This window comes from Actinomycetota bacterium (genome assembly GCA_023488435.1).
Taxonomy (GTDB): domain Bacteria; phylum Actinomycetota; class Coriobacteriia; order Anaerosomatales; family UBA912; genus UBA912.
The window spans coordinates 63,649-88,928 of the sequence record JAMDCK010000030.1; the positions used below are offsets into that span (position 1 = coordinate 63,649).

Sequence of the window (25,280 nt, forward strand, 5' to 3'; positions counted from 1 at the left end):
CAATAGCGGATAATATATCTTATGTAAAGTGAAGTACTTCCGCCTCTACTTGGGGAAGTACTTCACTTTGAAATCGCTAAGCGTTGATTCCCTGAGGTCATCCTCGGCCCCTTCCAGGAAGGTGAGAGCCTCTGCGTGAGAGTCAATGGGCTCAGTAAGACCTATGACCAAGTCATCGTGGATTCCCACCGCCTCGACAACATAACTATCGATCGATCCTAGTGTTTCGGCGACAGGACGCCTGTAAAGGACATCGTCTGCCCAGTCGAGGCTAGGTTCCTCCAACTCACTTAGCTTGACTATGCGCAGCCGGAAGAACTCTTTTGCGGGCCCGATTATCTTCTTCACAAAACTCCTTGGTCCTTAGTCGACTCTGACATACTCATCATTGCCCATGACATAACCTGTAACTCCGTCTGGATGTTCTACCTTATACCATTGACCATCCTTCTGAAGTATTCTCAGCTCGGTTCCGTCCGAAAGCACCTTGAGAGAACGTGTTCCCCTGTCGGGCCCTGCGCGTAGGTTGAGTCCATCCACAATAACGATCAATGTTTGGCTTTGCTGAGCTGAGTTGTCCGATTGGGCACCATTTGGTCCTGCTGGTTCAGTCGGTAAATCCGAAGACTCAGTCGTATCACGAAGGGTGCCCCCTCCCCTTTGGGCCTCACGGAAATCACCAATCCAGGTCAAAATGATTGCAGTCACAACAATCAATACAAGCACGCCAAAAACGGCCCTTAGTCTTCTGGGAAAACTCGGGTTGGATGAACTTCTCATATATACAGCCCCCCGCCGTATACGACTGACTCATCAACATCATAAGCAATACAGAGTTCAACAAGCAATGTATCTGCGATGAGGTATTGTTCGGCGATCGCCCTCAAGTCTATGCATGACAGGGCATCAAGTGTTTCGGCCGGAGACATATTACCCTCGTAAGGCAGAGTGTAAATAGCAATCAGATGCGCAGCATCAGCGAGTTCTTCTGCTGCCTTGTGTGTGATTGGATGCAGGCGGCGAATATCTAGTTCATCTCGAGTAATGAGCATTCTGGAACTGATTTCAGTGAGGGTTCTACGGTTCTCATCTGTGGAATGGGTTGCGAATAAAAGAAGTCCGGACTCGTTTGTAGAAGCCAGATGCTCTAGCACAGCCTCCATTGTCTTGCGGGAAGCTGTGATTCGCTCCCGGTAACCAATCAGGTGCATTGTCGAGCGCCGGATCCATCGTTTGGCCAATATTCTATAGAAGAAGTACGATGCCACTCCAAGCGCAGAGATCGCAAGTGCAGCTGCGATGCCGATCCAAAGATATGGCTCCGGAGTGTCAATCACCTAAATCATCCTTCGCTAAAACGTGTAATCGACCTAAACAATTTGCGTGCAATGCAATCGACGCAAGATCTACTTGACTCTTATCAGCGAGACGATCCGCTCATCACCTAGCTTACTTCGGCCGTTGAGAAAGTCGAGTTCAATGAGAAACGCGTAACCACACACTTCAGCACCCATCTGATGAACAAGAGCAGCTTTAGCTGCAGCGGTGCCACCAGTTGCAAGAACGTCATCAACGATCAACACTTTGTCGGACGTGGAAAGCGCATCCGTATGGACCTCCAGAGCGTCATTACCGTATTCAAGCTCATATTCATGTGAAGTTGTGTCCCATGGGAGCTTCCCGGGTTTCCGGGCAGGAACGAACCCGGCCCCTAGGCGGAAAGCAAGTGCCCCTCCAAAGATGAAACCTCTAGCCTCGGCACCTAGAACCTTTGTGATTCCTGCATTTTCATAGGAGGCGCCAAGAACTTCGATCGCCTGCGCAAATCCATCAGGACTAGCCAGGAGGGGCGTTATGTCCTTGAAAACAACTCCGCGTTCCGGAAAATCCGGAATATCCCTTATGAAATGATCAAGCAGCATGATTTCAATCCCTTCTAAATCAGTAGGTGGCTAACAGTGAATCATCTAGGCTCCAGACATCTGGAAGGTTCCTATACTTGCCGAGGTAATCCAAGCCGTACCCGACCAGGAATTTGTCGGGGACGTCGAAACCACAGTAGGCGATTTCCGTACGAACAATACGGCGTACACGTTTATCGAACATAGCGCATACTTTGATAGATGCTGGGTTCCGTGCCTGTAAGACCTTTAGAACATACCTTAGGGTTAGCCCAGTATCCACGACATCCTCGACAACCAGAACGTGCGCCCCCTCAATTGAGTCCTCTAGGTCCTTGGTGATTCTGACAACTCCAGAAGAGCCCGCTCCATAGGAAGATATGGCCATGAAATCAAGTGTAACAGGAGCATTAATGGCTCTAGTAAGGTCGGCTAGAAAGAAAAGGCCGCCCTTCAACACAGTGATCAGCCTGATCTCTTCTCCGTCGTAATCTGCAGTGATTTGACCAGCAATCTCCTGAACCCTGAACGCAATCTCATCAGACGAATACTGTCGAACGCCTTCTGGAATATGGGTTGCACTATCAGGTATCATGGTCCTCCGTTACAGAGAGCGCGTCAGGATCTATCAGGTATGTCCTCGGTTGAGGAATGCAGGCCATACTTGAGAAGCAAGTTCCGAAAGTCCCTTTGGTAGAAGATTATTACATTGATGTCAGGATAAAGTTCGCGAAGCCTTCTGACTTTGCGGTTCTTGCGTGTGACAAGCTTCTGATTCATTGTTGTGAGTTCGATGTATAGATCAAGGTCCGGAAGATAGAAATCGGGGGTGAAGGAAGAGATGGGGTTTCCCTTGCTGTCTTGCTCTAGAGTAAAGGTCGTAGGCTCGTACTCCCAGCGGATTTCATAGTAGTCCAGAATCTGTGCAGCGACCCTCTCGCTGGGGTGGGCGAATAATTGGTCATCTATTGATCCTATGGATTCGAGGTCCTCACGCCGCTGTTGATGTTTTCTTTCGGGGATCACATGACGTCCTCGAACACCCGACCCAAAGATCTCCGAACGAGATGCGAGGTCAGTTGCTCAGATAGGGCGACGAGTTCGTCGAGGGATTCGAGGAGCTTCTGTCTACTTTCCGGAGTGCGATGACGAAACGCCGGCAGGAGAATCTGAGAGAAGAACGTGGTTTCCCTTTCGGCAAAAGTCTCGTACATTCTCAAATGCCTAGGTTCGACCCCAAATCGTCTCATGTCCCAGCAAACATGTGCGATCTGAGTGTCGGCATTTGAAAGTTCTAAGCCGCGATCGGTAGTGATGAACTTTATGAGCTGGAAACTCTCCAATTCCTTCACAAAGGATATGGGCAACCCTAAAGCCGATGGAATGTCATCCAGAAGCGTGGTGACAGCGTCGTCAAGGGGCAGTGACGCAGCCTCGGCGATACCGGTAACCTGGCGCATCTCTGCCGGCACTTTGCCTTTGTCGTACTCTTGTAGCTTCTCTCGGATTATGGCGAGGGGCAGGAATAGGTCGCGCTGCATCTTCAAAATCATCTCGATCCGCGCTACGTCCGTAGAGGAGAATTTTCGATATCCGCCCGCAGTGCGCTCTGGAGTGATCAAGCCCTCCTCTTCAAGATACCTGATTTTGGAGATCGAGACGTCTGAGCTGAGTTGCCTTAACCTGTCGACGACTTCGCCGATAGTCATGTAATCACGCTGCATCCGCGCTACCTAGCCTTCTTCGCAACGAACACCAACTGGAAACGGCCCACTTGAATTACATCACCAGCGTCAAGAACAGCACTGGTGACTAAGATACCATCGACATAAATTCCATTGAGCGAGCCTTTGTCGACGATTTGCAGGACACACCCGGACTTTGTGATTTCGGCATGTGTCCGAGACACCGTGATGTCATTCAGGAATATGTGGGATCCCGGATCGCGCCCAATGGTCGTAAGGGGTTCGGTGAGAAGGAAGCGCTCTCCCACTCCCGGTCCCCTAGTGACAATCAGCTCAGGGGCGTTCAGGGGGTCGGCGTCACAGACCCCGGACTCTTTAGGATCGACCACAGCTGCGAAAGACTGGGTCGAGCCCGACAGGTCTGCTGAGCACTCGACGCATCGAGCGTGGCCGCCCGCGTCAATCGAACCACATGACGGACACTTTACCACGCGAACTCCATTCGATGGATGTCAGTCCTGGAAGCCGAACTCTTTCCTTTGAAATGAAACTGCTATTTGATCCTCTAATGCTTTCATAACCTCGGGGTTCTCGAGGACTTTCTCCAGACGCTCTGGACTCAAGCGATTCTTGACGTATGGATCTTGAAGAGCGTCAGTGAGCTTCCGGCCGTTACGCACTTCGCGAATCACGTAGTCTACAACCCGCTCCTCGATGGCGTCTGTGGCTAGGTCATCGAGAAACAACTTGACTTTATCAGCAATCGAACTCATTGATGTCTCCTAAGCGAGCAGATGCTCTAGTCGGTGGGATCGGCGGGGCTTGGCTGAGGGATCGGAATATTTGAAAGGCTTCTACTGTCGGCGGACAGTATGTCGATGAGTCTTTCGACATCTGATCCCGAGATTAAATCAGCGCCGGCTTCATGCTGTGATTTGAGCCGGTTCACCAACTCTGCCCGAAGTATGTCGATGCGACCGTGGAGTATTCTTCGTTGATACGAGACCTTCTCTTCTTCAAGGCGGATCTTACCTATCAGTTCGCGCAGTTCATCGTTCGTTTTGCTGCCGAGATCGAGTAGGGCCTCTTCAAACGGATCGTTTCTGTCGTGCTGGTCTTCCATCGTTGCCCCCGTTTTCGCACTTACCGGCTGGTATTCTGTGACCCATTGTAGCAGATATTCTGAACATTCAAGTCGTACCTGAGCTTGATGATTGAGGGATGAGTCAAGGAACCACGATGAATCGGCTAGCAATATCTTCAGCAATAGAATGCTCTTCATCGGACAACGATGAATGTTCGAAGCGCACACCCAGCGTATCAGTAAAGCCTTCAATAAGTGCCGAGCGGACAACTTGAGGAGAAGGCTCAGGTGAACATATGGACGATATCGTCACTGTTGAGGCGATCAGTTCCTCCGTTTGAGGTGGGTCGAGCCGGAGCAACTTGGCTTCGGTGGCTACATCCTTCGTCATGACCAGTGAGCCATGCTGCAGAACTGTGTCCTCCAGCCAGACCTGTGCACTTCCCGATAACTTCTTCACATCCACGGAAAGATCAGCGGGGGTAAGGCTGCCATAGCAGGCCGAAGAGCTCAGGTGACGGCTCCTCTGTCTCCTTTTCGACTGAGATGCATCTATGCCTATTGACTGGAAAGTGCTTACGAGTGCTCGCAGAATCCACGCATAAGAAGTGGCTACCCCACGTGGAATGCCGTCTCCGATTCCTGCAGTAAGTGAATATGTAACCTCGTCGAAGTGCAGCACCCCCCTACCCCCAGTTGGGCGTCTGACTACTGGAACCCTAAAAGCGACCGCAGCATCGAAGTTGACCTCCTCCGCTGCCTGGAAGCGGCCTAGCGAAAGCGTGGGTTCGCACCAACCGTATATCCTTAGGGTAGGCATTGCGTTGCCGGCTGCATGAGATATCTGGATCGCCTTGTCAACCGACATATTCCTCAATCCCGTGCTGGGTGGATCAAGGATCAGTCGCCAAGTAGGAGTGTGCATAGGTTACGAAGAGCTGTTCTTCGCTGTCCAGCGAAGATCGGGGTCCCGTGCGGCCCGGGCTTCGTCGAGTCGGCGAACCGCAGTGGTGTGTGGTGCGGCTTTGAGTGCATCAGGGTTAGCTTCGGCCTCGTCGGCAATAGCGAGCATTGCGGAGACGAATCGATCAAGCGCTGACAAAGGTTCTGTCTCGGTGGGTTCTATCATGAGGGCTTCTTCAACCAGCAAAGGAAAGTAGACGGTCGGGGGGTGTATCCCATAGTCGAGAAGCCGCTTGCCGATGTCGAGCGCTTTGACTCCGTTGGCCCTCTTTTGAGGCGAGGCCGATAGAACGAATTCGTGCATGCATGTACGGTTATAAGGGAGGTCGTAAGCCGCTCTTAATCGAGACATCAAGTAATTGGCTGAAAGGACTGCTTGTTCGCTGATCGCTCGCAGCCCGTCTCCTCCAGAAGAGAGGATGTAGGCATAGGCTCTGATGAGAACACCGACGTTTCCATAAAACGATCGGACCCTACCAATGGACGCAGATGGCCGATGGATTCTGTACCCGTCGTCTCCATGCAAAATAACGGGACCAGGAAGGAAGGGCGCTAACTCCTCGCTGACGCAGACTGGTCCGGCACCTGGGCCACCGCCGCCGTGAGGAGTGGAAAAAGTCTTATGCAAGTTCACATGGAGAGAGTCGAATCCCATATCACCCGGCCTGGAGATACCCATGATGGCGTTAAGGTTGGCGCCATCACAGTACGAAAAAGCTCCACAAGCCCTCACGGCACGGGTGATTTCCTCAATGTTCAGGTCGAAAAGTCCGAGAGTATTCGGGTTTGTGAGCATGACTGCGGCGACGTCTTCGCCTAGGGCGGCGTAAAGAGCATCGAGGTCGACACCGCCCGATGAATCGCTGGGTATCGTCTGAGCCTCATATCCACAGAGACTGACGGTTGCGGGGTTGGTGCCATGTGCAGTATCAGGGATCAGTACCTTTCGCCTTGGATTACCTTTGCGCGAGTGGAATTCACGTATACACAGAAGGGCCGTATGTTCACCATGGGCGCCTGCGGATGGCTGAAGTGAGACGCCCGGAAGTCCAGTGATTTCACTCAGAGCGGACTGAAGTCCATGAAGTAGCTCGAGAATCCCCTGGACAGTACTCTCCGGCTGATACGGGTGCAGACCTGCGAAACCCGGCAACCGGCAAACATCTTCATTGAGTCGCGGATTATATTTCATAGTGCAGCTGCCGAGAGGATACATGCCAGTGTCCACCCCAAAGTTCACCGCAGCAAGTCTCGAGTAGTGGCGCATGATGTCGAGCTCGCTCACATTGGGCAGATTCGGCGGACACTCGCGGTGAAGTCCCGGGAACATGGCGTCGATGGGGCCTTCCGAAGGCGAAGCAGAGTCAGCACTGGGGCAGGACCATTCAGGGTCGCCCAACTCGAAAATCAGCGGTCGACGAGTTGTGTCTGCTTGTCTTTCTTCCTCAATCACAGTGTTTCAATCTCCCTCGCAAATGCGATCATCTCGGCTGCGGTACGCTTTTCAGTGACAGCGAATATTACGACATCCGAAAGATCCAATCCGGAGGCTGGACCAACGCCTTCAAAGTCGGCGATCCTGGCTGCAGAGACACCGGCGATGTAGCCTCGGTCGATCATCTTGAGTTGCATCTCAGAAACATTTCCCCCGGAGTACCGCAGTGCAAACTCATAACCGAACGGCGCATCCCAAAGAGGTGTGAACTTGCCGGTTTCGAGAAGCAACCGGTACAAGAAACGTGCATTATCTACGCAGGCCTTCGCTACCTGAGCAAGGCCGTTGCCGCCAACGGCTGACAGATAAACCGCTGCAGCCAATGCGTTCAGTGAATGGTTGCTGCAGATATTGCTGGTCGCCTTCTCCCGACGAATATGTTGCTCTCTCGTCGACAGAGTGAGCGTATACGCCTCTCTTCCATCGACATCTACCGTTCGGCCGACGATGCGTCCTGGCATCTGCCGCAGGAATCGGCCCCGGCATGCGAAGAACCCGAAACCCGGACCCCCGAACGACATCGGGCTACCAATGGACTGACCATCCCCGACGACCACATCAACACCAAAGTCAGACGGGGGTCTCAAGATGCCCAGAAGGACAGGATTGACTGCAGCCACAGAGACCGCACCGATTCCGTGTGCAAAGGTCGTCATAGCGGCGATATCATCGATCACTCCGAAGAAGCTGGGGCTCTGCGTGACTACCGCAGCGACATCAACGAATAGGCTGGGGTCCAGGGAGTTTTCGATATGAGCGGCACTAATGCGACCCGTAGAAGTGTCTTCGGGCAGCTCGATAAGAGAAAACTTTCCGCTCTTAGAGTAGGTCCTGATGGTTGATACCCATTCAGGGTGCATGTCGCCGACACACAGCACAGATTGCCTGGCGGTCACTCGGGTCGCCATGAATATCGCTTCAACGAGAGCAGTCGGCCCGTCGTACATACTCGCATTTGCCACGTCCATGCCAGTCAATTCACAAATCATGGATTGATATTCGTATAGTGCCTGCAATGTTCCTTGACTGACTTCCGGCTGGTAAGGCGTGTATGCGGTGAAAAACTCGGGGCGTCGTATCACGTGGTCAACGACGCTGGGAATGTAGTGATCGTAACAACCGGCACCAGCGAAACTGATTAACCTGCCAGCCGGGATATTGGATTCAGCAAGCGCTGAGAGGCGCGCTGAGACCTGCATCTCACTTTGTGCACTCGGTAGATCCAGCGGTCGCAAAAAGCGGACGCTCTTAGGGATATCCTCGAACAGGTCCTCGATCGAGTCACATCCGATCTGTTCGAGCATCTTCCTGCGTTGGCTAGCGGTAATCGAAATATATCGCATAGCTGAGGTTCTCACGCCTCGCCGACGTGAACCGAGTACCGATCGGCGGGCATCAGTGATTCCATCTCCTCAGGATCGCTCATCTGGATCTTGACTATCCAACCCTCACCGTAAGGTTCCGAGTTAATGATCTCAGGTGTGTCTGGGAGAGTCGAGTTTACCTGGACAACCTGACCCGTGACAGGTGCATACAGCTCTGAGACCGACTTCACAGATTCAACCTCACCGTAGACTTGCCCGGCCGATATAGTGCTACCGACTTCGGGCAGTTCGACATAGACTATCTCCCCTAGCTGTCTCTGGGCGAAGTCGGTGATGCCGATGGTGGCAAGCCCGCCTTCTCCAATCTTCACCCATTCATGCTCAGGATGGTAGCTTCGATCATCCGGATTCATCGTTCTCCTTTCGGCAATTATTCTGTCTTAAAGAAGTGTCGTGCACGAATGGTGGATCCACAACGATCAGCGGAGCGTGCTTCCGTCTGACCTGCAGATCAAGCTTCTGCTCCGCGACGGCGTACTCGATGGGAATGTAGCCAGATGCGATCCCGATAGAAAGCGATGGGGAGAATGTCCCACTGGCTACACGCCCAATTTCAATACCCTTCACCGAGATGCTCATTCCCTGCCTTGGTATCCCTTCGGTGGACGTGAAGAAAGCAAGCACTCGTTCAATGCCTTGTTCGCGAATCCGCCGAATTGCCTCGCTACCAACAAAATCATGCTTCTTATCTGGACAAACCCATCCGAGACGGGCGGATATCGGATCCACTCCCCTATCCATGTCTGAACCATAAAGATGATAACCCATTTCAAGTCTGAGGGTGTCGCGAGACCCGAGGCCACAAGGGGTGATTTCTGAGAACGAAAGCAGGTATCGCCAGATAGCCACTGTATTGGACTCATGTGTGAATATCTCGACTCCGTCTTCGCCGGTGTATCCGGTTCGAGAGAGGAGGACTGGCATGTTACCGACGGTGGACGGCGCAATGCTGAATCGCGCAGGAAAAGTGGTGTCTTTGGGCGTCATATGCTCAAGTAGCCTCATGGCGAGCGGACCCTGCAGAGCTATCAAACCAGTGCGATCGGTCTCATCGATGATATCAAGATCGATGCCGTGCTTGCGCGCGCCCTCTCCGGCGGACTCATTTAGGCTCCACCTGTCGCGGATCGTGTTCGCCCAATCGAAGACGATGTACCGATTCACCGCATTGGCCACAAGGAGATATTCGTTATCGCCAGTCCGATACACGATGACGTCATCGATGATTCCCGCATCGTGGTCGCATATCAATGTGTACTGAGCTATTCCGGGCACTGAGAGACGAGACAGATCGTTCGTCATAAGGTACTGCAGGAAATCGAAAGCGCTTGCTCCGCACACCCGAAGCTGTGCCATGTGACAAAGATCGAAGATACCGCAGCCCTCCCGAACAGCCGAATGCTCCTGCCGTATACCCATGTACTGCATCGGCATCAGATAGCCGGCGAACTCGGTCATCTGCGCACCAAGTGCGATGTGTTCATCGTAGAGCGGTGTTTTTGAAACCTGTGTGGCCAAGGGAACTTGCCCTTCCTGTGGACGGAAGAAGCGCTGAATGGCGATCCAAACTCTTTCGAACACTCCTGGCTTTTCTACCGAAACCTGTGAAACAAGCGTGGTCTGATAGATTAATCTATCATCTTGTACCAACCTTAGCGTACCAAGGCGATCGCCAGCAGCCACGGGAGCCTCGATGTGGGCAACTAGCTCAACCTCAGCCGTGACCTGACCGTCTGGCGCGAATATGTAGTCCGAAAAAGCGGAGTTCGAAACGGCAGGAATAGTGAGGTCGAGATAGTCGGTGACTCGCACTGAGCCGAATTCCTGGCCACGGTCCACGAATCTCTGGTATGTGAGATTTTCAAATCCCCAATCCATGGCCTGCTGGGCGATCACAAACCTTGCCCTCTCGCTAGGAGTCCCAAGAATGACCGCAAAAAGCTCGAGTCCGTCCCGGCTAGCCGAAGAGATTAACGAAAAGCCTGCGCGCGAGGTCCAGCCAGTCTTCAAGCCTGTTGCCCCAAGGTATTCGCCTACGAGCAGGCTTGTATTCTCTTCAGGCGGCCTCGGGCCAGAGCCATCCGGATCAAAGAATTCCAATGCTGATATCCTTCTGATCTCATCGCTCTGCATCGCATACCGAGCGAGTATTGCTAGGTCGCGTGCGGTGGAGTAGTGCCCGGCCTGATCTATGCCATGAGGATTCGCAAAGCGAGTATCTGACATACCTAGCCGAAGAGCCCGATCGTTCATGATTGCAACGAACTCCTCCGGGGAGCCTGCGACGTGTCGTGCCAGAGCGTTAGCAACCTCATTTCCGGAAACCAACAGGAGGGCTTCGAGGCACTCCCTGACGGTCATGATTTCGCCAGGGCGGAGGTTGGCATTCGATCCCCCCGTTGCGATATCGGCTGCTGATATCATCACGGAGTCGTCGAGATTTGCACGATCGAGGACTACGATTGCCGTCATTATCTTGGTAATGCTAGCAATGGATCGACTCTCATCCGCGCCCTTTGACCACAATTCGTGCCCATTTTCTGAGACGAGCAGCAGTGCTTCGTGTGGAGTGTCAATCGAAGGACCGCGCGAGCTAGAAGTTGCCGAAAGTGGGTCATCGGAGTTGACTGCATAGGCTGAAGCCGGAGATAGGGCTATTACAATCGAAAGGATAAACACTAGCGAGTTATTCATTATGTCGGATATACTTATGCCATGGGTACTGATTTTGATCACGGGTCGATCCATTTCGACGAGGGAAACTCATGACGCACTCGGTCAGCGAACAGTGAACCACACAGGGCACGAAACATCCAAGTGTAATTCCGACGCAACGGATTGCCAGGGCGGATTCTCGCTGTTTGAGCTCATGGCGGTCCTAGCCATCCTCGCGGTGTTGCTGACTATCGCGGTGGCGTCGTTCGCGCATGCAACCTCTAGCACACACCGAATGACCTGCCTTGCCAACCAGCGTACCCTCAACGCTGCGGTGCAGGCTTTTCGTGCGGACAACGATGGGGTCAACATTCAGACAATCCTGGACCTTGAGCCCTACATCAACAACCTGACCTCGGCGACTCAATGTCCAGCGGACCCACAAGTGTCGCTCGAACTGGATCCCGCCTCTCAGCAGATCACTTGCCCCAACCACCAGTAAGCACTTACTATTCGTGATGCGACTCCCACTATAGGAACGAGGATTGATGAGGCAAGGACGCTTCGAATTCTGGTTGATCTGCGTCGGGGCCATCGTGGTAGTTGCAAGCGTCGCCATCGTCGGCGGTGAGATTCTCGTTGAAGAACTCATCGCTCAAGTCATGCTCTATGCAGTATTCGTTGCTGCAGTATTTGGAGGAACATCATCTGGCCTGGTAGCCGCGCTCGCCTTCTCCATTGTCTACATTGCCATCCAGGTAGGGTTCAGAGCCGATGAAGTCGTGTTCAGCTGGGATCTCGTTCAGATGATTCTTGTTCGAGTCATCGCTTTCTCCGCGATCGGAGTGATTGTCGGAGAGATGACGACACGTATACGCAAGAGATTCGACCAATCCAAGGAGCTCGAAGGAATCGATCCAGTGAGCCGGGGCTACAACCAGCGACTTGTAGCGTCCGCATTAGAGATGGCTATTGCTGAGTCTCAGCGGTACGCCGTTCCTTTTTCGGTGACACTCATTCGTCTGACCCTGAATCCAAACAAATCGCCCAAGGCAGGGCACCAGGAAAACATCATTAGGCGTATTTCTGAATCCGTCCGCACATCAACCAGGGTGTTGGATCGATTCGGTCGCACAGACGATGGCATCCTTGTACTGATATCACCCAATACTTCCTTGAATCAGATTGAGGTTCTCAAGGCGCGACTCGAAGAGAATATCCAGAAATCTTTTGGGGAGCAGCTCGACGAGCTGTCAATCACGAGCCTTTCGGCTCCTGAGAAGATTCAGGAAATTATCGAGTATCACCAGAGGCTGCAACGCGATCCGAAAACCTAACCGCAACGATCGAATGTGACTCAAGGAGTAGTAGGCGTTGAGGGTAGCGACACTGGCAGCCTGGTTCCAACCCTAACGATCTCCTCTTTGGGGCGATAGACCGAGCGGAAAGAGTCGGTTCTGACCGTCACCCCATCCCTCTTGACGAATCTCTGGACTACCACTGAGCCCCCGTTGGCGCCCGCCTGCTCGACTCTTCTGGAGCCAAGAGGCAGAGTGGGGTCTGGTGTTTCTCGGGTGGGGAAAGGCTTGACGTCACGCCAAGGGCTTGTCTCGCTGGTGACCACAAAACCCGGATCGGTTCCATACAGATTGACGGTCACGGAGGATGCAGTGTACGACGTATCAACAAGGACCCAGTTCGGGGTGTCATTCTTAAAGCTGAGGTCGGGTCCGCCCCAAGCGATTGCCGCATCTCTCCCTGGGGGATATGCGGATATGAAAAGCGAGTGATTTCGACGCTCGAGGATGGGCAACCCGGACTCGAATATGGTATTGAACATGGTCGTCCCAAACTGACAGATGCCGCCGCCCAGGGTTGGAACCAGTTGCCCATTGATGATGGCAGGAGCGGCCTGGAAGCCTCTTTCTGCGGTACGCCTGCCCGCCCTCTGATTCAAGGAGAAGGTTTCACCCGGCGCGAGTAGTACGCCATCAACCTTGTCAGCGATGAGATGGATATTATTGACGCGTGGACGGTTCGAACGGTCGAAACGGGTGGTATAGGTAGCGAATCGTGTGGTGATGCCCATGTCTTTGGCTTCTTGAGTAGTGATCTCGGGTTCGATTCTGGTCATCCTGAGCTCAACCTGTCGACTCTGGCCATCAGTCAGAACTCTGGTCATCTCTTTTGCTAGCGACTCGAAATCCGGACCGGTGCCATCCTCCCCTGGAATAATCCGGACATTGTCACCTTGAACATCAAAGGATGCGTTTTTCGCCGGCCTACCAGCGGCAGACACAACAGGGCCTATCGTACTGGATGCAGCGATGGGGTCGACATAAGCGACCAAAATAGCGGATCGAGCGGGAGCAGTAGCTGTTGATTCCTCGGCTCGGAACGCAATGACCTGCCCCAGGATTTCTGGCTTCAAGGTCCAACGTGAGTCCTCAAAAGTCAGTACAACATCACTGGCCAGCATTGATTGCGCAACCGAAAGTGCCTGCTTCGCCTGGGCGTCTTCGATGCTTGGGTTGGCAGTTGCTGTGGGCAGTTCCACCGGTTTCGCGTCAGTAACACTAGATAGAAGGATGGCCTCAAGCAGAACATCCTGGGCAAGTGCGACTCCTGGTGATGATGTGCGCAAGGAGGCAGACGGCCCATCGATGGTGATGGCGGCATCGACCGCAGGTATCTCCACTGCGCTTCTAATGGCCGAAATGACCGGAGCGGCGGCGGATGCGTCATAAGAAAGTGGAGCTGTAATTGCGGCACCCGACACCCAGCTGTCAATCCTTTCTACAGCGCGGTCGAGCACATTGCCTGCTCTGCCGACCCTGTATGCCGAATCAACGGCATCATCGACATCAAGAGTGGCCCCGATGGCTTGACCGGATGTCTCCCACTCCCCTTCCGGGTGGACGATGCGGATGCTTCTCTCAAATCGCTTTGTTGCGGTCTCAGCGAGTTTAATCGCAGCCTCATCACGGGGAAGGCCGCCGATCTCGATCCCATAAACGGTGACTCCGGGATGGATCTTTTCAAAACTGAGTGCGAGGTCTATTGCACTAAAGATGAGTACAAACGCAAAGCTGGTCGCGATAACAGCAGCCAACACTCTCTGCCAAATGGGAAGCGTCATGAACTTATTGAACACGTTCATCGATAATCATCCTGGGGGGATCGGAGGGTTCGACTGAGTGAGTCCTTCCCTCGAAAGGTTGCACATGTTTATATTCAAATACTAGCCTCGACCATCTGCGTCCACTTGTCGGTCAAGGTCTTGAGTCTGTCTATTGTATCAGCTTCTGCAAAAATTGAAATATGCGGCTCTGATGAGTGAGGCAGGACCAGTATCCATCCGTCATCGTATTCGACTTGAATCCCCTCAGTGATGTCAGCAGTCGGGACTCCTGTTTCCTCCGTGAGGGAACGCATGACCTTGCCCTTGCTAGTCGACGGGCAGAATATGTCGGTCTGCTCGGCGAAGTATGGCGGGAGTTGTGCGACTATCTCGTCAAGGGTGCGTTCATCCTTGGCTAGCAGCGCACAGATTCCAACTAGGCTTGCGACGCCATCGTAGCCCGCAAGGAAGCTGGGGAAGATGTAACCGCCGGTACGACCCCCTGCGAATGAGACACTGTTATTGGCAGCTAGTTGGGCGAGGGACCTGCGAGAGCGACCGGGTCGGATCACGGAGTGCCCAGTGATTGCCGCAATCTTCTCAGCTACACGTGAGACTGTGGATGGTACTGCGACTGGAAGTCCAGACTCGTCGTACTTACACCACAGGTCGACCAAGGCAAACAACGATGTCGCCCCGTCCAAAGTTTTTCCGCTGGGTGTCAGTAGAGTCAGGCGCTCGCCTGAGGTATCGAAGGCGACACCCAGATCAGCCCCCAAGAACTGGACCAGTCTGGATAGTTCGCCGAACTCTTCGCTCTGGTCAGTGCCGATGAAGGTCCTCTCCGCATCAAGGAAGGGATTGATGCTGACCAGATCAATTCCTGAGTGGACGAATACTTGGGGCAGTACGAAAGAAGCTACCCCGCCGGCCAGATCGGCCACAACCTTGAAAGATGTGTCATCGGTGTTAATCGAGTGAGCGAAGGTCTCTAGGGCGCTCGAATAGTATTCGATCGTCCTGGGAGGGAAAGTCACGTCGCCAACATCGGAGAAGAAAGTGCGACGGAACTCACCTCTATGGTAGAGTCGCTCGATCTTCTTCTCCTCCCACGCTGCGATATCCAACCCGAGACGATCGAATATGTGAATCTCAATAGCCTGAACATCTGTCGCCGACTGACAGACATGGACTCCTCCGAGGCAACGAGTGTCTCGGGTGGTCAGACGATTCATCGCCGGAGAACAGACGCGCAGGTCCCGCACATGGCATCCTGCCGAATTCAAACCGGCAATCATGGCCCTCTTGATCATTCGAGATGAACGCGAAGAATCACGACTGACCATGACATGTGAGCCCTTGGGAAGGAGCGATCCGTAGGCTTGCGCAATGCGCAGAGCCATTTCGGGGGACAAATCCACTCCGACGATTCCTGATATCCCGCGCTCGCCGAACAGGGTTCTGGCACCAGTAGCCTCCCAGATGATCGAGCTACTGGCCACAGCACCTGGCTCGACGGTCTTGTATGGGTAGACCTGAACGTCAGTGTTGATGTGAGCCCTGTGGCCAACGGTCACTTCATCGCCGAGAACGGCCCCACTGGCTACCGATGCCCCTCCACGAATATCGACACCTCTGCACAAGACGGATCCCTGAACGTCAGAGTTCCTGCCAATGAAAGTATCGCTCCAAATTACCGAATGGGTGACCTTAGCATCTGTCCCAATGACGCAGTTGTCACCCAAGACGGTGAAGTCACCAATGACGGCGCCTGATCGAATAGTAACGTTCTTTCCGACTACGACATGCTCGCCAAGTACGGCGTCGGCATCGATGCGGGCGCCTTCTCCTATCCACAACCCGTCACGGACGGAAATCCCCGGGATATAGAGATTAGCCTTACCCGACATGAGGTCCCGATGTGCCTGGACGTAGCTTTCCAAGCTACCAACATCGCACCAATAGCCCTTTGAGTGGAATCCATAGAGGCCGTAGCCCTTCTCCATGAGAAGCGGAAACAGCTGGCTGGAAAAGTCGAAGGCCTCACCCTGAGGAATGAAGTCAAAGACCTCAGGTTCCATGACATAGATGCCTGTGTTGATGGTGTCCGAGAATACCTGCCCCCAGGTTGGCTTCTCCAGGAAGCGTTCGATCCTTCCGTCGGCGTCGGTGATCACCACTCCAAAATCCAGAGGATCCGGCACGCTTTTAAGCGCTATGGTCACGGTCGCCCGCTTTTTGCGATGGAACTCGATAACTGATGTAAGGTCGATGTCGGTAAGAGCATCGCCGGAAATCACCAAGAAGGTGCCATCTCTTAGCAGATGCTCGGCGTTCTTTACAGAGCCCGCGGTTCCAAGAGGGGTTTCTTCGACTGCATAACTGAGGTTCATGCCCCACTCCTCGCCATTGCCGAAGTAGTCTTCGATGAAGCGAGGCATGAATGCCAGCGTTGCGACAGCGTCGGTAATGTCATGGTGCTTGAGCAGGCCGATTATGTGCTCCATGATCGGTTGATTGACGATCGGGACCATCGGTTTTGGCCGCAAACTAGTAAGTGGTCGTAATCTCGAGCCTTCTCCGCCTGCCATGACAACGGCTTTCAATTGCCCCACCTCCGTCGTTCCCCTGCGGTAAGTGCATCACCCGGACTAACTGGTATGTCCCCTTACGAGTCGCTTCGCAAGCACTGTGTAATGAATGGCTGTTGAGGCCGACATGACTGCCCCTATGTATACGATTATAAGCCCTAAAAGCAGCTGGTCGTCGGAGATTGTGACATATGGCCAATTGAGGATCATCAGCGAGAGACCGACGAACAGTACTGCTGTGGTTGCCTTGCCGACGAGCGTGACGGGCATCCTGAGCTGATGTCTCTCGAGTCTCCAGGCACCGTATAGAAGATAGACATCCCTCAAGACTAGCAGGGCGAGTATGGGAAGAGGCAGGCGGTCAACCATATAGAGCCCAATGACACCTGATGCAATCAGTAACCTGTCAACCAACGGATCTATGGCCTTGCCGATTGCAGTGACCGTGCTTGTTCTCCGCGCAATCTGGCCGTCGATCCAGTCAGTAGCGGCTGCTGAAGCATACAGGGCGAAAGCAAGGATGTCCGAACCATCGTCGCGGATCAGAACCGTGAACGAGAATGGAACCAACATCAACCGAAGGATGGTTATGACGTTAGCAACGGTCCAAACATCACTCTCACTGTTGGTTGCCTCGCGTTCCACCGCGGTCGGCTTCTTGGTCACTGCACTCCTCGGTTGTACCGATCGCTAGTTGCGACCTTGTCCGATCGCCGAATAAGAACATGGTCGGGCTGACAGGATTTGAACCTGCGACCCCTTGACCCCCAGTCAAGTGCGCTACCAAGCTGCGCCACAGCCCGATCTTGGTCTTCAGACGGCAGATATGAATACTAGTGTTCCCAGCTAGAAGTATCAAGAAGAAAAATCGACTAACCCCCGTCTTGCAGGCTAGTTCCAATCATGCGGATGGATTCGGTCCGCCCGTGACTCCACCCCGATACACAAGGACATGAACATCCTCGATGATGATAAGTCCGTCGGAGAGCATCTCACCGTACACTTCGGCTAAGGCTGTGATCTTGTCGGCGGTGTCGACCACTTGGAGCAACACCGGCAAATCCACCGACATCCTGATACCGTGCTTCACATGCTGGCGACTGGTTGCGCCAAACCCCGCTAATCCGCGCAATACGGTCGCGCCGGAACATCCCGCGACACGCGCCTGCTCAACCATCGCCTGGGCAAGGGGTCTTCCGTCGTACATGTCAGCCTCTCCAAGATAGACTGAGAGTTTCTTTGCGGGCCCCGAGAGTTCTGTCATGATTGCTCCTTTGTTTCGGCTGTAGGTGCGAGTCTGTCAGAGACCAAGTCGAGCAGCCGTCTCGCAATCGACTTTTTGGACTGGGTGTCTAGCTGTTCGATTCCGAGTGGACCGACAAAGCTCACGCGGTTGTGAAGAGTCGCGAATCCAATCGATGGGTCCGAGACATCGTTTGCAACAACAAGATCTAGGTTCTTCGCCTTCAGCTTGGCCTTAGCATTCGAGATCACGTCGTTGGTCTCTGCAGCAAAACCAATCACAAGGCGATGACCTTTCACCTTAGCAAGGTCAGCCAAGATGTCAGGGTTCGGTGCGAGTGGGATGTTGGCGAGTTCATCAGTCTTCTTGAGCTTGACTGCCGATAGAGTAGCTGGCCGATGATCCGAAACGGCTGCGGTTGCAATCACGACATCGCAATCTTCGAATGCAGCAATCGCCGCAGCATGCATCTCACGGGCGGTCATGACTCCGACGAAGTCGACACCGAAGGGTACTGGCAGCGAAGTTGGCCCCGAGATCAGTGTGACCCGGGCTCCTCGGCGGGAAGCTTCTTCAGCGATCGCGTAGCCCGTAAGGCCGCTGCTGTGGTTCGAGATGAAGCGCACGGGGTCGATTGGCTCGCGAGTGGGGCCGGCGGTGATTAGGATGTGGGCCCCGGCAAGGCTACGGGTACGATGCGCCTCAACCAAGACGGATTCAATGATATCCTCGACATCTGCGAGGCGTCCCTGGCCGCTATCACCGCATGCCAGTTCGCCACACGCGGGATCGACCACGATGACACCGCGCTGCCGAAGGGCGCTGACGTTGGCCTGGGTCACTTCGGAGTTCCACATCGCTGTGTTCATCGCGGGGGCCACGATGATAGGGGCCTGGGTCGCCAGAGCGGTGGTGGTGAGCATGTCATCCGCACGACCCGATGCAAGTTTGGCCATCACATTCGCCGTGCACGGCGCGATCAGGAACACATCGGTTTCCTGAGCCAAGGCGATGTGATGTACCGGCGCCGAGGGCGAGTCCTCCCACATCGTGGTGATGACAGGATTGCCGGTGAGCGCACGAAACGTTGCCGGGCCAACGAAGCGGGTGGCTGCCTCGGTCATGACGGTCTTCACTGAGAAACCGTGTGCAACAAGACTTCTTGCGATGTAACAGGCCTTGTAGGCCGCTATACAGCCGGTGACGCCGATGAGGATATTTCGCCTGGGAACCTGAGCAAGATCGCTCGTGGCGGGGTTGTGGTCAACTGATTCGTGCATCTTCTGTCCATCTATGGGGGATAAGAAGTCTACGGTCGAATATGATGATAGCATCGAACGTGGCGATCGAAACCGCTAGCTATCGAGGAGATGATGTAGTTGCCTCTCAGAGCTTCCGAAGAATTCGAAGTACGTATCAGGATCGGAGGCCCGGCCGGTTTCGGCATCAAGGCTGCCGGTCAGACACTTGCGAAACTTTTTGCACGATCAGGCCTCGAGACATTCGATCTGACTGAGTACCCCTCGTTGATAAAGGGCGGTCACAACACTTACCACCTCAGGGTGAGCACCGAGCAGATTCACTCACATGTGCTCGACACAGACATTTTGGTTGCCCTCGATCAGGAGACGGTCGCCCTGCATATCGCCGAATTGGGCACCGGCGGAGCCATCATGTACGACCCTGATGACTTCGATCCCCTAACGCTTGGGATCGTCGATCTGCGACCGAACGATCGATGCCTGGTTCCCGTGCCTTTGAAGAGCATAGTTCGCGAAGCAGGCGGTCCGGCGATCATGCGCAATACAGCTTCTCTGGGCGCAGTTCTCGGATATATCGGCTTTCCCTTCGAGCCGCTGCAAGAATCGCTCACGTCGCAATTCGCCCGTAAGGGCCCAGCGATAGTCGAGCAGAATGTCGCAATCGCAAAGGCCGGCTACGATCACGCCCGCGCGAACGAGTGCGGCTTTCCCTACCGCCTGCAGCCGCTCCCCGAGAACGGCAAGCGCCTACTTGTCGACGGCAACGAAGCGGTCTTCCTCGGCGCCATGGCGGCTGGTGTCGGGTTCTACAGCGCCTATCCGATGACCCCCGCCTCGAGCCTGCTTCATCTGATGGCTGCCCACGGGGAGAAGGAAGGCGTGGTCGTCAAACACGCCGAGGACGAGATCGCCGCGATCAACATGGTGATCGGTGCCGCTTTCGGCGGGACAAGGGCGATGTGTGCGACCTCTGGCGGTGGCTTCTCGCTGATGGTCGAAGCGCTCGGATTCGCTGGGGTGAGCGAAACCGCATGCGTCGTAGGCGTTTTCACGCGTCCTGGACCCGCTACGGGGATGCCGACCTGGACCGAGCAGTCCGACCTGCGCTTCGTCTTGCACGCATCCCAGGGGGAGTTTCCGCGGGTGGTGCTCGCCCCCGGGGATCATCAGGACGCCTTCGACCTGACCTGGCGTGCTTTCAACCTAGCTGACTTGCTCCAGACGCCTGTGATCATCCTTGGCGACACCTATCTCTCCGATAACCGCAGAACGGTAACGCGCTTCGACGGCTCGGAAGTGAGCATCGATCGAGGATCGCTTGTAACCGAAGGAGACCTCACGGAACACCCCGAGGCCCTCGATGCCGAAGGCAGATACGCTCGCTACAAGGACTCTCCTTCCGGAGTCAGCTTGCGTGCGCTTCCCGGGGTCATCGGCGCGGAGCAGATTGTGAACTCCTACGAGCACGACGAGCGCGGCTTCGGCTCGCTCGGCGAGGATGCGCACACTCGTGTCGTCCAAAACGAGAAGCGCATGCGCAAGATGGAGCTGGCGCGCGATCTCGTTCCCCCACCGGTGCGATTAGGGCCGGAACAAGCCGATCTCTCGATAATTCTCTTCGGCTCGACGAAGATGCCGACCTTGGAGGCGATGGGCATCCTGCAAGACGAAGGTATCGTGATCAACATCCTGCAATGCGTCACGCTTTGGCCCTTCCCCGCCGAGGAGGTCCGTGCGTTCCTCGATTCGGCGGGCCGGACCGCAGTCATCGAAGGCAACATGACAGGTCAGCTACGCGGCCTCATCAGGGAGCATTGCCTGATCGACGTCGATGAGACACTCAACCGCTACGATGGACGGCCTTTCAGCCCCGATCAGATCGCCCGTTGGGTCAAGGAGGTCATCCAGTAACATGCCGACTCCAAAGGATTTCATGACCTCAGTGAAACAGACCTGGTGCCCGGGATGCGGCAACTATGGGATGTCAGAAGCACTCAGGAGAGCACTGGCCGAGCTCGGCTGGGAGAAGCACGAGTTCAGTGTGGTGTGGGGTATCGGCTGTCACGGCAACGGCGCTGACTTCCTCGACGTGGCTGGAATGCATGCACTTCATGGGCGTTCACTGCCCCCTGCCGCCGGACTGGCGTTGACCCGCCCCGACCTTGAAGTGATCGTCGAGATGGGTGACGGCGATGGCTATGGACTCGGGCTCGGACACTTCGTCCACGCCGCCAGGAGGAACGTGCGCCTGACATGCATCACACATAACAACCAGATCTACGGCCTGACGACCGGGCAAGCCTCTCCCACCACCGACAGGCTCATGCAGACGGTCTCTACGCCGCAAGGTGTACTAGAGCAACCGGTCAATCCGATCGGCCTGGCACTTGCCGAAGGGGCCACCTTCATCGCCCGAGGTTTCGCGGGCGACATCGCGCATCTCACCCAGCTCTATATCGCAGCGCTTACCCACAAGGGATTCGCACTGGTCGATGTCTTCCAGCCTTGCGTGACCTGGAACAAGCTAAATACATTCCAGTGGTTCAAGGAGCGCGTATGGCGCCTGGAGGATCGGGGTTGGGACACCTCTGACCGCACGGCCGCCTTCGACTTGTCGCTTAGCACATTCCACGCACTCACCTGCACGCCCGATGAGTGCACAGTGCCCATCGGCATCTACTACCAGCAGGAAGGCGTTCCGTCCTACGGTGACGAGCTGGCCGCAGCGTCAGTGCCCGGCTACAAGCGTGCAGAGTCACCGCGCGACATCAACGGCATCCTGGATGCAATGGAATGAGCTTGCTCAGTGAAGAGGGGCCGGTTAGCCGATAAGGCCAAGGGTCTTCCCGGCGCACTCGAAAGCTGCAAGTGCAGTGTCAATGTCGTCGTCGGTGTGCGTCGCCATCAGGCAGGTCCGCAGCCTGTCCATCCCGCGTGGAACGGCTGGGTGCACGATCGGACACACGAAGACTCCGCTGTCGAACAGCAGGCGCGTCAAGTCCATCGTGAGCCCTTCCTCGCCGACGAGAACGGGCACCACGCAAGTGGTTGAATCCATGGTGTTCCAGCCCTGCGCTTTGAGTCCTGCTGTGAAGCGCTCGGTGACCCTGTGTAGCGCAGAGACCCTCTCAGGCTCATCCTCAATCACGTCGAGAGCAGCCATCGCTGCAGCAACCTGCGCTGGTGGCAACGCCGCAGAGAAGATGAATGGCCTGGACATGTGCCTCTGGTAGTCGACGATCTCCTTGGATGCAGCCAGATATCCGCCCACAGACGGGATCGACTTGGAGAGCGTTCCCATCTTCAAGTCGATGACACCCGGCATACCGAAGTGCTCCTCAACTCCATGCCCTGTCGCTCCGAGCGATCCAATCGAATGAGCCTCGTCCACCATCAGCCTCGCACCATATCGGCGGCAAAGCTCTACGGTGCGTGGCAGATCCATGATGTCGCCGTCCATCGAGAAGACCGAGTCGGCGACCACGAGAACGGTCTGGTACTGCCCCTGCGCCTCTGAGAGCAGGCGCTCAAGATGCGTCATGTCGTTGTGCCTGTACGTCTTCCACTTGGCACCAGAGAGCAGCGCTCCGTCGACAATCGAGGCGTGGTCGAGTTTGTCCATCAACACTAGGTCACCAGGACCAGTAAGCCCAGTGATGATCGCAAGGTTGGTGACGTAGCCACTCGAGTAAACGCATGCATCTTCTCGGCCGCTGAAAGCCGCGATCCGGGCCTCCAGTTGTTCGTGGAGATCCATCGTCCCTGTGAGGAGTCGAACTCCTCCTGCGCCCGTGCCATACGTTTCGATGGCGCGCTTGGCGGCCTCATCGATCCTGGGATGTCCGATCAGACCCAGGTAGCTGTATGAGGCGAGCATGATGTATTCGGAGCCGTCCGAAGTGCGGACTCGATTGTTTGTGGCCCCCGAGATGGCTTTGAGGTAGAAGTACCGATCGGCATCTATGAGTGAATCGCGTCTTTCGATCAAAGCCCCAACGCGTGCAGCGATCCCGTCGTTGAGTGTGTCTGTGCGTTCCATCGTTTCCAGATGCATCCACTGCCCCCTATCGAGAGTCGGTATCGGGCGCCCGATATCATGATGTGTACACTTCTGTGCACATGATACCAGAAGCAGATGTCCTCTACCGAGAAACGCTAGCGGTCAGTCGTCGACAAGCCCCATGCCGTGCAGTTCATCGCGGGCTTCTCGGCCCATCAGGGAGCGGGCTGCGTCCTCCAGGGAACCCTGTGCATGGAGTACTTCCCGAACCTGGATCGTAATGGGAAGCTCGATGCCGTGCTGTCTGGCAAGTTCGTCAACGGTGATACAGCTGACTGCACCCTCGGCGACCATCTTGGTCTTTGCTTCCCAGCTCGCGACGTCGCCTCCCTTGGCGACGTGCTCACCCAGCGAACGGTTGCGACTGTGCTTCGATGTGCATGTGGCGATGAGGTCGCCGACTCCTGCAAGGCCCATGTAGGTCAGCGGATTCGCACCCATTGTGGCACCTAAGCGTGCCATTTCGGCGAGTCCGCGTGTCATGAGGGTCGCCTTGGTGTTGTCGCCATACCCTAGGCCATCGGACATCCCTGCAGCGATCGCGATGACATTCTTGGATGCGGCACAAAGCTCGACGCCGACGACATCGGGGTTCGTATAAACACGGAAGGTGCGTGTCATGAAGAGCTCCTGGAAGAACCTACCGACAACCTCGTCGTGGGAGGCGACGACAGTAGCGGTTGGGATTCCTCGGCTGACTTCCTCGGCGTGGTTGGGGCCGGAGAGTGCTGCAAGACGCTCAGGGTTGCCGAGCACATCGGCTAGCACCTGGGTCATAAGCATTGATGTGCCGCTCTCGACCCCCTTCGACAGCACGATAACCGGAATATCGGCCGCCACATATGCGCTCATGGCTTGCGCCATCGCTCTGACTGCGATGCTAGGGGTGGCGATGACAATCGCATCGACCCCGGAAACCGCCGCCTTGATGTCGCTACTCGCTGAAACAGATGCCGAAAGCGTTATGTCCTTGAGGTAGACCGGGTTCCTGCTCGAAGTGTTGATCGACTCGGCTATCTCGGGTTCTCTGACCCACATCGACACCTCGATGCCTTTGTTGCCGAGAAGCCAGCTGACCGCTGTACCCCAAGAGCCGCCACCCACTACAGCTATACTCATGATCCGCTCCTGTGCTCGTCGCTCATCGAGGGCGCGCCCGCCGTTGATAAGCTATCTGAAACTGCTTTGGCAGGAATGTCCACCACTACCTTCTTGTCAGTGATCCTGCTCTCCTGCCCTTTGGCGATCCTGACTATGTTGACCCGGTGTCGCCAGATCACGAGGACCGCAACTAGGACCGCCATTGCGACGATTGCAGGGCGATCGCTGTAAATCGCGACAGTCAGCACCGGATAAACGATTGCCGCAGCTATGGATCCAAGCGAGACCATCTTGAAGATGGCGACGACGGCCACCAAGGTCAGAAACGTGCCAAGCCACGCTGCGGGCGTTAGGACTAAGATGGCTCCGGCTGCCGTGGCGACTCCCTTCCCTCCCCGAAAACCGATGTATGGTGAGTACGAGTGGCCCATGACTGCGGCGATCATGGCACCGATGTATAGAATATCCTGCATCGGCTCTCCCGCTGCAGCGGGATGTATCACCGAAGCGAAGAGAACACAGACGGCACCTTTCGCAGCATCGAGAAGGAATACCGCAAGCCCAGCCTTCCAGCCGAGTACTCGCATGACGTTTGTAGCGCCTAGATTTCCGGAGCCGTGGTTGCGCACGTCGGTCGCAAAGAACCATTTTCCGATGAGCAAGGCGAAAGGGATGGCTCCTACGAAGTACGAGAGTGTCGCAACGACTGAAGCGAGCAGTATCGTCTCCACGCC

Annotated in this window: 26 protein-coding genes and 1 tRNA gene; 4 read left to right on the top strand and 23 right to left on the bottom strand. The window is 55.1% G+C overall.

Going from position 1 to position 25,280, the window contains the following annotated elements; genetic code table 11:
- Nucleotides 1–45 precede the first annotated feature (45 nt).
- The 14 genes from M1617_04770 to gcvT form a co-directional block, all read right to left on the bottom strand.
- Nucleotides 46–348, bottom strand: coding sequence for a hypothetical protein (locus tag M1617_04770; protein MCL5887602.1), 303 nt, complete (start codon nucleotides 346–348; stop codon nucleotides 46–48).
- 428 nt (nucleotides 349–776) lie between these two features.
- Nucleotides 777–1,337: a hypothetical protein gene (locus tag M1617_04775; protein MCL5887603.1), complete on the bottom strand. Its 561-nt coding sequence runs from the start codon at nucleotides 1,335–1,337 to the stop codon at nucleotides 777–779.
- Between the two features lie 69 nt (nucleotides 1,338–1,406).
- Nucleotides 1,407–1,922, bottom strand: coding sequence for an adenine phosphoribosyltransferase (locus tag M1617_04780; protein MCL5887604.1), 516 nt, complete (start codon nucleotides 1,920–1,922; stop codon nucleotides 1,407–1,409).
- 19 nt (nucleotides 1,923–1,941) lie between these two features.
- On the bottom strand, nucleotides 1,942–2,496 hold the full coding sequence (gene hpt / locus M1617_04785) for a hypoxanthine phosphoribosyltransferase (GenBank protein ID MCL5887605.1): 555 nt from the start codon (nucleotides 2,494–2,496) through the stop codon (nucleotides 1,942–1,944).
- Nucleotides 2,497–2,519: 23 nt separating this feature from the next.
- Complete coding sequence (locus tag M1617_04790; GenBank protein ID MCL5887606.1) at nucleotides 2,520–2,927, bottom strand: hypothetical protein; 408 nt, start codon at nucleotides 2,925–2,927, stop codon at nucleotides 2,520–2,522.
- Entirely contained in the window at nucleotides 2,924–3,625 is a 702-nt protein-coding gene (locus M1617_04795) for a MerR family transcriptional regulator (GenBank protein MCL5887607.1), read from the bottom strand. The genes M1617_04790 and M1617_04795 overlap by 4 nt, the downstream gene beginning before the upstream one ends.
- 5 nt (nucleotides 3,626–3,630) lie before the next feature.
- The gene (locus M1617_04800) at nucleotides 3,631–4,077 is read right to left on the bottom strand and encodes an FHA domain-containing protein (GenBank protein ID MCL5887608.1); all 447 of its coding nucleotides are present in this window, start codon (nucleotides 4,075–4,077) and stop codon (nucleotides 3,631–3,633) included.
- A 21-nt stretch (nucleotides 4,078–4,098) separates the two neighbouring features.
- Nucleotides 4,099–4,359 (bottom strand): hypothetical protein, encoded by a 261-nt coding sequence (locus tag M1617_04805; GenBank protein ID MCL5887609.1) that lies wholly within the window; start codon nucleotides 4,357–4,359, stop codon nucleotides 4,099–4,101.
- A 26-nt stretch (nucleotides 4,360–4,385) separates the two neighbouring features.
- Nucleotides 4,386–4,709 carry a hypothetical protein gene (locus M1617_04810; GenBank protein MCL5887610.1) on the bottom strand — a complete coding sequence of 108 codons (324 nt, stop codon included), beginning with the start codon at nucleotides 4,707–4,709 and terminating at the stop codon, nucleotides 4,386–4,388.
- Nucleotides 4,710–4,812: 103 nt separating this feature from the next.
- The gene (locus tag M1617_04815) at nucleotides 4,813–5,490 is read right to left on the bottom strand and encodes a lipoate--protein ligase family protein (protein ID MCL5887611.1); all 678 of its coding nucleotides are present in this window, start codon (nucleotides 5,488–5,490) and stop codon (nucleotides 4,813–4,815) included.
- 108 nt (nucleotides 5,491–5,598) lie between these two features.
- Entirely contained in the window at nucleotides 5,599–7,086 is a 1,488-nt protein-coding gene (gcvPB, locus tag M1617_04820) for an aminomethyl-transferring glycine dehydrogenase subunit GcvPB (protein MCL5887612.1), read from the bottom strand.
- Complete coding sequence (gene gcvPA, locus M1617_04825) at nucleotides 7,083–8,471, bottom strand: aminomethyl-transferring glycine dehydrogenase subunit GcvPA (GenBank protein ID MCL5887613.1); 1,389 nt, start codon at nucleotides 8,469–8,471, stop codon at nucleotides 7,083–7,085. The genes gcvPB and gcvPA overlap by 4 nt, the downstream gene beginning before the upstream one ends.
- Before the next feature lie 11 nt (nucleotides 8,472–8,482).
- A complete protein-coding gene (gene gcvH / locus M1617_04830; protein ID MCL5887614.1) occupies nucleotides 8,483–8,866 on the bottom strand; it encodes a glycine cleavage system protein GcvH in 384 nt (127 codons plus the stop codon).
- Nucleotides 8,853–11,207 carry a glycine cleavage system aminomethyltransferase GcvT gene (gcvT, locus tag M1617_04835; GenBank protein MCL5887615.1) on the bottom strand — a complete coding sequence of 785 codons (2,355 nt, stop codon included), beginning with the start codon at nucleotides 11,205–11,207 and terminating at the stop codon, nucleotides 8,853–8,855. Before gcvT ends, gcvH begins: the two co-directional genes overlap by 14 nt.
- A 1-nt stretch (nucleotide 11,208) precedes the next feature.
- Here gcvT and M1617_04840 point away from each other — a divergent pair, with 1 nt between their 5' ends.
- A complete protein-coding gene (locus M1617_04840; protein ID MCL5887616.1) occupies nucleotides 11,209–11,670 on the top strand; it encodes a prepilin-type N-terminal cleavage/methylation domain-containing protein in 462 nt (153 codons plus the stop codon).
- A gap of 46 nt (nucleotides 11,671–11,716) precedes the next feature.
- Nucleotides 11,717–12,505: a hypothetical protein gene (locus tag M1617_04845; GenBank protein ID MCL5887617.1), complete on the top strand. Its 789-nt coding sequence runs from the start codon at nucleotides 11,717–11,719 to the stop codon at nucleotides 12,503–12,505.
- Between the two features lie 20 nt (nucleotides 12,506–12,525).
- On the opposite strand, the gene M1617_04850 is transcribed toward M1617_04845, so the two are convergent.
- The 6 genes from M1617_04850 to coaBC all read right to left on the bottom strand — a co-directional run bounded on the left by M1617_04850 (nucleotide 12,526) and on the right by coaBC (nucleotide 19,403).
- On the bottom strand, nucleotides 12,526–14,328 hold the full coding sequence (locus M1617_04850; protein ID MCL5887618.1) for a VanW family protein: 1,803 nt from the start codon (nucleotides 14,326–14,328) through the stop codon (nucleotides 12,526–12,528).
- Nucleotides 14,329–14,402: 74 nt separating this feature from the next.
- Nucleotides 14,403–16,880 carry a sugar phosphate nucleotidyltransferase gene (locus M1617_04855; protein MCL5887619.1) on the bottom strand — a complete coding sequence of 826 codons (2,478 nt, stop codon included), beginning with the start codon at nucleotides 16,878–16,880 and terminating at the stop codon, nucleotides 14,403–14,405.
- A 60-nt stretch (nucleotides 16,881–16,940) separates the two neighbouring features.
- The gene (locus M1617_04860; protein MCL5887620.1) at nucleotides 16,941–17,546 is read right to left on the bottom strand and encodes a CDP-alcohol phosphatidyltransferase family protein; all 606 of its coding nucleotides are present in this window, start codon (nucleotides 17,544–17,546) and stop codon (nucleotides 16,941–16,943) included.
- 60 nt (nucleotides 17,547–17,606) lie between these two features.
- Nucleotides 17,607–17,683 (bottom strand) — tRNA-Pro (locus tag M1617_04865).
- A 98-nt stretch (nucleotides 17,684–17,781) separates the two neighbouring features.
- Nucleotides 17,782–18,144 carry a DUF190 domain-containing protein gene (locus tag M1617_04870; protein MCL5887621.1) on the bottom strand — a complete coding sequence of 121 codons (363 nt, stop codon included), beginning with the start codon at nucleotides 18,142–18,144 and terminating at the stop codon, nucleotides 17,782–17,784.
- The gene (gene coaBC, locus M1617_04875) at nucleotides 18,141–19,403 is read right to left on the bottom strand and encodes a bifunctional phosphopantothenoylcysteine decarboxylase/phosphopantothenate--cysteine ligase CoaBC (GenBank protein MCL5887622.1); all 1,263 of its coding nucleotides are present in this window, start codon (nucleotides 19,401–19,403) and stop codon (nucleotides 18,141–18,143) included. The genes M1617_04870 and coaBC overlap by 4 nt, the downstream gene beginning before the upstream one ends.
- Before the next feature lie 99 nt (nucleotides 19,404–19,502).
- Here coaBC and M1617_04880 point away from each other — a divergent pair, with 99 nt between their 5' ends.
- Together M1617_04880 and M1617_04885 are read left to right on the top strand one after the other, a co-directional pair.
- Nucleotides 19,503–21,296, top strand: coding sequence for a 2-oxoacid:acceptor oxidoreductase subunit alpha (locus M1617_04880; GenBank protein ID MCL5887623.1), 1,794 nt, complete (start codon nucleotides 19,503–19,505; stop codon nucleotides 21,294–21,296).
- A gap of 1 nt (nucleotide 21,297) precedes the next feature.
- Complete coding sequence (locus M1617_04885) at nucleotides 21,298–22,182, top strand: thiamine pyrophosphate-dependent enzyme (GenBank protein MCL5887624.1); 885 nt, start codon at nucleotides 21,298–21,300, stop codon at nucleotides 22,180–22,182.
- A gap of 24 nt (nucleotides 22,183–22,206) precedes the next feature.
- Here M1617_04885 and M1617_04890 read toward each other — a convergent pair whose 3' ends face one another.
- The 3 genes from M1617_04890 to plsY form a co-directional block, all read right to left on the bottom strand.
- Nucleotides 22,207–23,424, bottom strand: coding sequence for a pyridoxal phosphate-dependent aminotransferase family protein (locus M1617_04890; protein ID MCL5887625.1), 1,218 nt, complete (start codon nucleotides 23,422–23,424; stop codon nucleotides 22,207–22,209).
- Nucleotides 23,425–23,547: 123 nt separating this feature from the next.
- Nucleotides 23,548–24,564 (bottom strand): NAD(P)-dependent glycerol-3-phosphate dehydrogenase, encoded by a 1,017-nt coding sequence (locus tag M1617_04895; protein ID MCL5887626.1) that lies wholly within the window; start codon nucleotides 24,562–24,564, stop codon nucleotides 23,548–23,550.
- Nucleotides 24,561–25,277, bottom strand: a complete 717-nt coding sequence (gene plsY, locus M1617_04900; GenBank protein MCL5887627.1) for a glycerol-3-phosphate 1-O-acyltransferase PlsY — start codon at nucleotides 25,275–25,277, stop codon at nucleotides 24,561–24,563. Before plsY ends, M1617_04895 begins: the two co-directional genes overlap by 4 nt.
- Nucleotides 25,278–25,280: the final 3 nt, after the last annotated feature.